Origin of the sequence: Palleniella muris, from assembly GCF_004792655.1 — a bacterium.
Lineage (GTDB): Bacteria > Bacteroidota > Bacteroidia > Bacteroidales > Bacteroidaceae > Prevotella > Prevotella muris_A.
Genome location: NZ_SRZC01000054.1, coordinates 1 through 633, shown reverse-complemented (window position 1 = coordinate 633; position 633 = coordinate 1). Strand labels below are relative to the sequence as shown.

At 48.8% G+C, this 633-nt stretch carries 1 protein-coding gene; it reads right to left on the bottom strand.

Annotated features, from left to right (window positions below):
* Window positions 1-7: 7 nt before the first annotated feature.
* The coding region (locus E5358_RS14950) for an IS982 family transposase (RefSeq protein ID WP_135940945.1) at window positions 8-633 on the bottom strand (626 nt) is incomplete at its 5' end.

Below are 633 nucleotides of genomic sequence, written 5' to 3'. Positions count from 1 at the left end.
AAATCATTTAAAATAGCTCCATCTGGCTTGATTTCTCCACATGCACGGGCATAGCCTCGGGCTTGTTGTCAAAGAAGCAGTATGCAGTCAGTGCGGAGCAGATGTTCATTATGAAGTTGTGCACAGACCTGTGCCTTGAATGTACAATCTCCGCCTTGTTCTTCAGCAGGTCATTGATGCATTCGATGACATACCTCTTCCTCAGCATTATCTTGTCATACATTGGCATGAGCTTGTTCTTCATGTTCGCCTTCAGGCCATGGACAAGGTGTATCCCGTTGCTGAAGAGACTTTCGAAGAGTTCCTTCTTGATATACCCCCTGTCGGCAAAGACCTTCCCATAAAGCTCCTTTGTGAACACGCTCCATACCCTGTCGTCCCTGTCATCAACGTTAGCACTTGTAAGACAGAATGTTATGGCCTCACCTCTGTCGTTGCACATAAGATGCAGCTTGAATCCGTGGCACCACCCCATGGTCCCCTTTCCATCCGTGGCAAGACCTTCGAACACCTTGTTGAAACAGCGCCTCACGTTATGGCACACCGGAATCATCGTGCTGTCAACGAACGTTATCCCGGAGCACTTGCCGAAAGCCTGCAGCCTCATGAAAAGCATAAGAGGGAAGAAGACGC